The organism is Bradyrhizobium sp. JYMT SZCCT0428 (genome assembly GCF_018131075.1).
Lineage (GTDB): Bacteria > Pseudomonadota > Alphaproteobacteria > Rhizobiales > Xanthobacteraceae > Bradyrhizobium.
The window spans coordinates 1-8208 of the sequence record NZ_JAFCLS010000115.1 but is presented as its reverse complement, the minus strand read 5'-3'; the positions used below and the strand labels follow the sequence as shown (position 1 = coordinate 8208).

The window sequence follows — 8208 nt, the reverse complement described above, 5'->3', positions numbered from 1 at the left end:
TAATATTTGTTATGATACCCGTGATCGATATATCAATTTTCCTTGGTCCTCCGAGAGAAGATGAACAGCGCTGGGGGCGACTGGTGAAGTATCTGTACTAGTTGTGCCCATTGGCCCCCTGAGACATGCCTGCCTATCCTGAGATATCCGTTCACCGGGGTAGACCGGAAGTCGCGGTGGTCCGAGCGAACCGACGCGAATGACCCGGAACGGACATCGGGCCGAAAGCCAAGCCTTGGCAATTTATTGACCCTTCCCGAACATCTGTTTGCGGTTAGACTGTGGCCCGGTCCTTTGGGGACGGGCATGAAGCGGCGCGAATTTATCGGCCTTGTAGGCGGGGCGGCGGCTTTGCCGATCCTGCAGCCATTTGCAGCGCAGGCACAGCAATCGACGAAGCAGCACCGAGTTGCCTACCTCGCTTTGCTGTCTGGCGAGAATACAACGTATGCCAAACCACTTCTGCAGAGGTTGCAAGAGTTGGGCTACCGCGAAGGGCAGAATATGGTTTGGGATTACCGGTCAGCCGAAGGCCGCACAGAATTGTTGGCACAACTAGCTTCCGAGCTTGTTCGCGCCGGCCCTGACGTACTGATCGGGGGATGGGGAACGCTTGCGCCAAAGGCCGCGATCGCCGCGACCCGCAGTATTCCGATCGTTTTTACCTCAGTTGGTGATCCAGTCGGGGCAGGCTTGGTCAAAAGCTTGCGAGAGCCGGGAGGAAATGCCACCGGCATGAGCGCCCTAGCGGCTGATATTGCGGCCAAGAAACTCCAGTTGCTCAACGACCTTGTCCCGGGGAGAAAGCTGGTTGCGGTGCTTGGTAACCCTGACACCCCTTACACTGCGCTCGCGCTGAAGCAGGTCAAAACAGCAGCCACGATCATGGAGATTCCGTTTACAGTCTTCGATGCAAGAACGGTGGACGAAGTGCCGAGGGCAATTGATCGAGCCATCGATGCTGGAGCCGCGAGCATGTTGGTCTTTGAGGACCCTGTGCTGCTTGGAGCTTTGCAGCAAATCATCGACCGTGTCGCAAAGGCTCGGCTACCCGCAATCTTTGGACCAAGAGAATGCGCTGCAGCGGGCGGATTGATTGCCTATGGACCTGACCAGAAGCGTGCGTATCGCATTGCCGCAGACTACGTCGACAAGATCCTCAGAGGTGCCTCTCCAGCCAGCCTTCCAGTCCAGCAGCCAACCAAGTTCGAACTTATTATAAACCTGAATACAGCGAGGGAATTGGGGCTGAGTATTTCGCCAACACTGCTCGCCAGCGCCGACGAAGTGATCGAATAGCCGGGTTCGATTGTCGCCTATTGGCACTTTTCGGACATGGCGCGATGTCCGAGTTGAGTCCACTTTCTGGGGTAAAGCGGAAGTTGGAATTGCGGGTGGTCAGGGCAGCTTTTGATCCACAACAGGCTTCGCATATGGACGCGCCGGTCGATTATTGATGTGTGGGGTGGCCTTGCTCTCGCAAAGTGTTAAGGTTCCGGGCATCGGATTGCGCGTGTTCTTAGTAGGCCCGCCATGCGCCGCCAGGATTTCACCACCTTTGCTACGTGTGCGGCTGCTGGTGTGGCCGCGAGCAGCCTCATTCTCGCTGCCAACTCCGCCATAGCGCAGCAACATCACCATCCACCGCATGATCAGGCCATCCATGAGCGGTTTTATTTCACCTGGATGATGCCAGACAATCGCACCGTGCCATGTTGCGACAACCAAGACTGTTCGCCAGCAGAATCTAGGGTTGAAGACGGTAATTGGGTTGCCCGCAAAGTCGGCGGTGACGGCTATTGGACCGTCGTTCCGTCGGCGAAAGTCGAGCATGATCGCGAGAGTCCTGACGGCCGTAGCCACCTCTGTAGCCGGCGGGTTACCTGGCCCTGGGCTTTGAAGCTTGGCCTCGGGGATGTCGTGTTTTGCTTTATTCCTGGGACAAGCTTTTGATCGGAACCTTGTCCGCCCACGCCGACGGGTTAATCTAAAACCTGAGCCTCTTCCGCTGTTGATGCACTTTCCGGACCTGCCGAGGCGGCCCGATGATGTCCGCTCCTGAGGGCAGAACGGACATCCCTCACCGTGCCGCGACGTCCGAGGCTGACCCTTAGCTGACATCGAGCCTAGTTAGTTCCAAACCGGTTGCGGCGATTTTGTCGCTTAACCGTGCGGTAGCAAAGTGCTAGGCTAAACCTAACGCCAGTGTGTTCTTCGGGAAGGCACGCGAGGGCCTAGTTCATTACCTTGATTGGCGGTGCATTGGCAATTTGGCCGCTGGCAGCGGGTGCAACAGTCGGCGGGTGAGATTACCGCATCCAGTACCTAGGGGTTGCGTCGGCTTCTCTGACGCACTCCTAGTGCCGCCAGATCCGAGACGGTCGGAACATCTAATGGCATTGGGAAGTCTCGCATTGAAGAGTGGGCTGCCAATGATGTTCGGTTCGAGAGACGGCCTCGCGGTTGACCTTTCCAGGTGAGGTCCAGCGAGACATAAGGGCTGAGCTTTCGGGAGCTAAGAGGAGGATCTCATGGCTGGACGTGATTGGCGCATCGAAGCTAAGTACGTTGAATACTGCAGTTGCGACCTTGGCTGTCCATGCGAGTCGATGGCCGATCCGACATACGGGATCTGCACCGGCCTGGTGGCTTTCAAGATCGACAAGGGCCATTGCGAGAAACTCAATCTCGACGGTCTCGCTGTGGTGGCCACTTTTTACTTTCCCAGAGCCATCCACCACGGCCACGGCGTCTTACAGCCGATCATCGACGAGCGTGCCAACGACGAGCAGCGGGACGCGCTGTTCTATATCCTGTCCGGCGAGGACCAAAAGGCCGGCACGATGTTCCAAATTTTTTCAACCATTATCGAGACCATCAAGGACCCGCAGTTCTCGAAAATCACTTTTGAATGGGACCTGGCAAAGCGCTCCGCACGCATTGAGGTGCCGGACATTGTCAGGGCCAACAGCGAGCCGATCCGCAATCCGGTGACCGACGAGGAGCACCGCATGCTCACGGTGCTGCCCAACGGCTGGGTATTCCATGAAGCCGAGAGCGCCGCTGGATTCGCCAAGGGGATCGGCGCGATCAAGTTCGATCTTAACCGCCGGCACAGTTCGCTTGCTAATGTTGCTTGGGATCCGAACGGACTCGTCCACTCGTACGACGAATACAAGCAGAAATTCGGGCGGCCATAGACGACCTCACTGCGGCGATGAAGCTGCCGTCGATGCTCGAAAAGGTACTGCACCGCGACCGGGTGATCGTGGTGGTGGGGTTGCTCTCGGTCATCGCGCTGTCGTGGTTTTGGGTTGCGCTCGGCGCCGGCATGGACATGAGCGCGGTCGAGATGACGCGCATGCCGCGAGACATGGTAATGACGCCGGCGATCTGGACGGCAGGCTATGCTGCGCTGATGTTGTTGATGTGGTTTGTGATGATGGTAGCAATGATGCTGCCGAGCGCCACGCCGATGCTGCTGATTTTCGCGCGCGTCAGCCAGCGTGAACGAGCGGCTGAACGGCAGTGGGTGTCGACCGGAATCTTCGCCTCAGGGTATTTCGCAGCTTGGGCCTGTTTCAGTGCGGGGGCGGTCGCTATGCAATGGGGGCTGGAAGAAAGCGGACTGCTGTCGGCAATGATGGTTACCACCACGGCCTGGCTCGGCGCCGCGATCCTGATCGCCGCCGGGCTTTGGCAGATTTCGCCGATCAAGCATGCCTGCCTGCGCCAGTGTCGTTCGCCCGTCAGCTTCCTGGCCGCTCACTGGCGTGTCGGACGCGCTGGTGCGTTCCGTATGGGCCTGACACACGGTGCCTATTGCTTGGGATGCTGCTCGTTCCTAATGGCGCTGCTGTTTTTTGGCGGTGTGATGAATCTTTGGTGGGTCGGGGGGCTTGCAGCCTTGGTCCTGCTCGAAAAGACTTTGCCGATCGGCCACTGGCTGGCCTACGCCGTCGGGGGGGCGCTGGTCGTTTGGGGCGTATGCCTGGTGGCGAGCGCCGGCAGCAAAGTGTTTGACCTTCGTTGATTCCGAGTGCTCTCGCATGAGCACTCCATCTAGTCGCGTTGCAGTGCTACGACGTCCGGTTTCGGGGGTTGGCCGGACTCATGAAAGGGGTAGGGCTGGACTTCCGTTCTTGGCACTTTTCGGACTTGTCGCCATGGCCCGTCGATGTCTGCTGTCGAAGGTAGGACGGACATCCCTCACCGTGCCGCGACGTCCGAGGCTGACCCGGAGCGGACATGCGCCGGGGTTCTCGCCGCAGCGCTTGCCAGATTAATTTGGACGGATACTATTCGCCGGATTCCTGGGCAGTGGATATGAAACGACGCGATCTCATCCTGGCGGCTGCTGGTGCTGCCCTGTGGTCATCAACGGGACGAGGGCAGCAGGCTTCACGGATCGTAGGGGTTCTCGGAATTGGATCCCAAGACGCCGTTCGCGCGAATTTTGCGCCCGCCAAGACTCGCATGGCCGAAGTGGGTTTCATTGAAGGACAGAATCTAGCGATTGAATATCGCGCGGCCGACTATCAGCAAGATCGGCTGCCCGGGATGGCCGGAGACCTGGTTCAGCGGCGGGTGGCCGCCCTCGTTGCCTTCTCGGGGCCGGCTGTTTCTGCTGCCAAGGCTGCGACTACATCCATCCCGATTATTTTCTTTACCGGCTTTGACCCGTCGGCAAGCGGCTTTGTGAACAGCCTGAACCGACCGGGCGGCAACGTCACGGGCGTCTCTATTCTCACGCCAGAATTGAATTTCAAGCGGCTAGAGCTCCTTCACGAGCTGGTACCGGCAGCAAAGACCATTGCATTCCTCTACACTCGAACCGGCATCACATCAGAAGATACTTCCCATAAGAGTGTGCAACAAGCAGCGGAAGCCCTCGGTGTGAAGATGCTCCTGTTCAGCGTAAGCAACCCCATTGACTTGGATGAGAGTTTCGCAAGGGCTGAAGGCGAAGGCGCAGGCGCAGGCGCAGGCGCAGGCGCAGGCGCAGGCGCAGGCGCAGGCGCAGGCGCGCTTATTGTCAACAGCGATGCTTTATTCCAGAACAATCGTCAGAAGGTAATCGCGCTCGCGGCACACCACAAATTACCAGCTATGTATGCCATCGCCGAATACGTCGCCGATGGCGGCTTGATAAGCTACGGAACGAACTACACCGATGCTTATCGGCAGGTCGGAGAGTTTGTTGTGCGCGTGCTGAAGGGCGATAAACCTGAAAACTTGCCTGTACAGCAGGTTACAAAAATAGAGCTTGTCATCAACGCGAAAACTGCAAAATCGCTTGGCCTTACAGTTCCGCTCGCGTTGCTCGGTCGGGCAGACGAGGTGATCGAGTAATTGCCCCACTTTGCTGCGGTGCATGAGTCCGGAAGTGGCACCTTTCGGACATGCCGACCGGTCGTCACGGTGTCTGCTCCTGGAGGAAGATCGGAAGTCGGCCGTATCGGTATAGACTTCCGAAAATGACCCGATGCGGACATTGAGCCGCTTGGCCCTATGCAGCAAACCCGTTACACTGGAGCACGTCGCGGCAGAGGGGTCGGACATGAAGCGGCGGGAGTTCATCGCAGGGATCGGCGTCGCGGCGGCGTGGCCGATAGTGGCGCGAGCGCAGCAGAAGTCAAAGCCTGTGATCGGCATCCTCAACGGCGGCGGCGTCGACCCGAGCGAACCAAGGGCGTGGGGTTTGCGTGCGTTTCGTCAAGGATTGCGTGAACTCGGTTACGTCGAGGGCAGCAACGTCCTGATCGAATATCGCGGGGCGGAGGGGAAGGTGGAACGGTTTCCCATTCTCGCGGCCGAACTGGTTGCGCTCAAGGTCGATGTCATCGTGACCACCGGAGGCACACTCGCCGCCCTTGCCGCCAAGCAAGCGACGACGACTGTTCCTGTCATTTTCGGTGCTGTTGGCGATCCAATAGCTGACGGGCTTGTCAGCAGCTTGGCTCGACCCGGTGGCAATGTCACGGGGTTTTCCATCGTCGCCACTGATCTGGTCGGCAAGTGCTTGGAACTGCTCAAACAGGTTGTTCCGGAGGTCAGTCTGATTGCCATGCTCTGGAAGCCAGACTCTGTGCCCGACCGCACCAATGAGGACAGGCTGAGGGAAGCAGGCGTCTCAGCGCAAGCGTTGGGCCTGCAGCTTCAACTCGTCGAAGCGCGAAGTGTGGCTGACTTCGACAAAGCGTTCTTGGAGATATCCGCGAAAGGCGCTGGCGCTCTCCTTGTACTGCCGACGCCTGTGTATGACAGCCAGCCGCAACGCCTTGTGGACTTGGTGGCGAAGTACCGGCTGCCTACGATGCATGCCAACAGATACTTTGTCGAGCGCGGGGGCCTTATGTCCTACGGGCCGAATGTAGCTGATTTGTATCGGCGAGCCGCTGGCTATGCGGACAAGATACTCAAGGGCGCAAAGCCGTCTGACTTGCCGGTCGAGCAGCCAACCAAGTATGAACTCGTCATCAATCGTAAGACCGCGAATGCGCTCGGTCTCACGCTGTCGCCCATGCTGCTCGCCCGCGCCGACGATGTGATTGAATAAGTCAGCCGACTTCCGCTGTTGGCACCATTGAGACATGCCCGCCTATCCTGAGCATGTCCGTTCACCGAGTTAGACCGGAAGCTGCCGTGGTCCGTTTAAACCGACGCGAATGACCCATAGCGGACATCAGACGGCTGGACCTGCACCACAAAAAGCTTACCGTCGGCCGCCAGTGTCGACGGTAAGGATCAGTCATGAATCGACGCCAGTTTGTCACGCTCATCGGTAGCGTAGCGGCATCATGGCCACTAGTGGTACGCGCCCAGACTGCCAAATCTCCGGTCATCGGATTTCTTGTGCCCGGCTCGCAGGCTTCCCACGGGGCTTGGGTTGCGGCATTCGCCAAGCGGCTGTCAGAATTCGGCTGGACCGAAGGCCGCAACGTCGTGATCGAATACCGCTGGGCGGCGGGCGACAATGACCGCATGGCGGAATTCGCTGCCGAATTCGTCCAGCGCAAGGTCGATGTCATCGTAAGTTCGGCGAACGGGGTGAACATCGCGAGCCGGGCCACGCGGAGCATTCCGATCGTGTTCGCCGCCTTCAACGATCCCGTTGCCACTGGCCTTGCCAAGAGCCTGTCGCAGCCCGGCGGCAACGTCACGGGGCTGACGGTTCAGCCGAGCGATCTGGCCAGCAAACGCATCGAACTGTTGCGCGAAATCGTTCCGCAGATGCGCCGCCTTTCCGCGCTCGCCAATGTTGCCGGGTCCGGTTTCCAGCGGGAAACGGCAACTATCAGGACGGCGGCGGCCGCGCTGAACATCGAAGCGGACATCCTGGAGTTGCGCACCGCAGAGGATATCGCGCCGGCGCTGGCGCGGCTCAAGGGGCGTGCGGACGCGCTCTACGTGTTGAGCGAGCCGCTGGTGAATTCGAACAAGGCCCAGATACTTCAAGCAGTCACGCAGGAACGAATCCCCACGATCTTCGGCTTCAGGGAATTTGTCGATGCCGGCGGGCTGATGTCTTACGGCGCAAATTTCCCCGACCTGTTCAGTCGCGCAGCTGAGTTCGTCGACAAGATACTGCGCGGCGCAAGGCCTGCCGACATTCCGGTGCAGCAACCAGTCAAATTCGACCTCATCGTCAATCTGAAAGCCGCCAAGGCGCTCGGCTTGAAGATACCCGAGTCCTTCTTGCTACGTGCCGATGAGGTGATCGAGTAAAGACGGAAGTCGCGGTGGTCCGGGCGAACCAACGCGAATGACCTCAATCGGACATTCAACGGTCTCCTTAAGCCCCGACGCCGTTCAGTCTGGGAGACCCGCCTGCCGCAGCGTTCTAATCCATGATTCGGTCGTGGACTCATTGCGGTTCTGGCGGCGAACAAAGTCAGGATCGATGCGGGCATGGGGCTGGGTCTGCAGCAATTGCCGGATCATATCGCGCGCCTCGTCGACTCGGCCGAGATCGACGAGCGCCACGGCTGCCGCTCGATAGCCGCCCGCCAATTGCGGCAACGTCAGGATGGCGCGTCGTGCCCACGCGAGCGCATTTTCCGGATGCCCGGCGTCGCGGTAGCCAATGGCGAGTCCTAGTTCGCAATAACCACGGAATGGATCGCGCGGGCTCAGCCGCAGGGCGCGCGTGAACATGTTGATTGCTTCGTTCGGAAGGCCAGCTGCTGAATGTACCCAGCCGCCGTG

The 8208-nt window shown here is 59.0% G+C and carries 7 protein-coding genes and 1 pseudogene; 6 read left to right on the top strand and 2 right to left on the bottom strand.

The annotated features are described in order from the left end of the window. Window positions 1-306: 306 nt before the first annotated feature. Window positions 307-1299 (top strand): ABC transporter substrate-binding protein, encoded by a 993-nt coding sequence (locus JQ575_RS43230; RefSeq protein ID WP_212039233.1) that lies wholly within the window; start codon window positions 307-309, stop codon window positions 1297-1299. Window positions 1300-1398: 99 nt separating this feature from the next. Here the strand turns inward: JQ575_RS43230 and JQ575_RS43225 are convergent, their stop codons facing one another. Beyond that, a complete protein-coding gene (locus JQ575_RS43225) occupies window positions 1399-1833 on the bottom strand; it encodes a hypothetical protein (RefSeq protein WP_212039232.1) in 435 nt (144 codons plus the stop codon). 698 nt (window positions 1834-2531) lie between these two features. On the opposite strand from JQ575_RS43225, the gene JQ575_RS43220 reads away from it, so the two are divergent. From JQ575_RS43220 to JQ575_RS43200, 5 genes are all read left to right on the top strand, one after another. After that, window positions 2532-3200, top strand: a complete 669-nt coding sequence (locus tag JQ575_RS43220) for a DUF1326 domain-containing protein (protein ID WP_212039231.1) — start codon at window positions 2532-2534, stop codon at window positions 3198-3200. Window positions 3201-3217: 17 nt separating this feature from the next. Then, entirely contained in the window at window positions 3218-4033 is an 816-nt protein-coding gene (locus tag JQ575_RS43215; RefSeq protein ID WP_249167304.1) for a DUF2182 domain-containing protein, read from the top strand. A gap of 293 nt (window positions 4034-4326) precedes the next feature. Beyond that, window positions 4327-5352, top strand: coding sequence for an ABC transporter substrate-binding protein (locus JQ575_RS43210; protein WP_212039230.1), 1026 nt, complete (start codon window positions 4327-4329; stop codon window positions 5350-5352). A gap of 208 nt (window positions 5353-5560) precedes the next feature. Then, window positions 5561-6559, top strand: a complete 999-nt coding sequence (locus JQ575_RS43205; protein ID WP_212039229.1) for an ABC transporter substrate-binding protein — start codon at window positions 5561-5563, stop codon at window positions 6557-6559. A gap of 194 nt (window positions 6560-6753) precedes the next feature. After that, window positions 6754-7728 (top strand): ABC transporter substrate-binding protein, encoded by a 975-nt coding sequence (locus JQ575_RS43200; RefSeq protein ID WP_212039228.1) that lies wholly within the window; start codon window positions 6754-6756, stop codon window positions 7726-7728. Window positions 7729-7812: 84 nt separating this feature from the next. On the opposite strand, the pseudogene JQ575_RS43195 reads toward JQ575_RS43200, so the two are convergent. Further along, window positions 7813-8208, bottom strand: a pseudogene (locus tag JQ575_RS43195) (tetratricopeptide repeat protein); the annotation flags it as partial.

Excerpts from the sequence above, each read along its gene's own strand:
- JQ575_RS43230 (WP_212039233.1), top strand. The coding sequence starts at position 307 with ATGAAGCGGCGCGAATTTATCGGCCTTGTAGGCGGGGCGGCGGCTTTG.
- JQ575_RS43200 (WP_212039228.1), top strand. The coding sequence starts at position 6,754 with ATGAATCGACGCCAGTTTGTCACGCTCATCGGTAGCGTAGCGGCATCA.
- JQ575_RS43210 (WP_212039230.1), top strand. The coding sequence starts at position 4,327 with ATGAAACGACGCGATCTCATCCTGGCGGCTGCTGGTGCTGCCCTGTGG.
- JQ575_RS43225 (WP_212039232.1), bottom strand. The coding sequence starts at position 1,833 with ATGCTCGACTTTCGCCGACGGAACGACGGTCCAATAGCCGTCACCGCC.
- JQ575_RS43215 (WP_249167304.1), top strand. The coding sequence starts at position 3,218 with ATGAAGCTGCCGTCGATGCTCGAAAAGGTACTGCACCGCGACCGGGTG.
- JQ575_RS43220 (WP_212039231.1), top strand. The coding sequence starts at position 2,532 with ATGGCTGGACGTGATTGGCGCATCGAAGCTAAGTACGTTGAATACTGC.
- JQ575_RS43205 (WP_212039229.1), top strand. The coding sequence starts at position 5,561 with ATGAAGCGGCGGGAGTTCATCGCAGGGATCGGCGTCGCGGCGGCGTGG.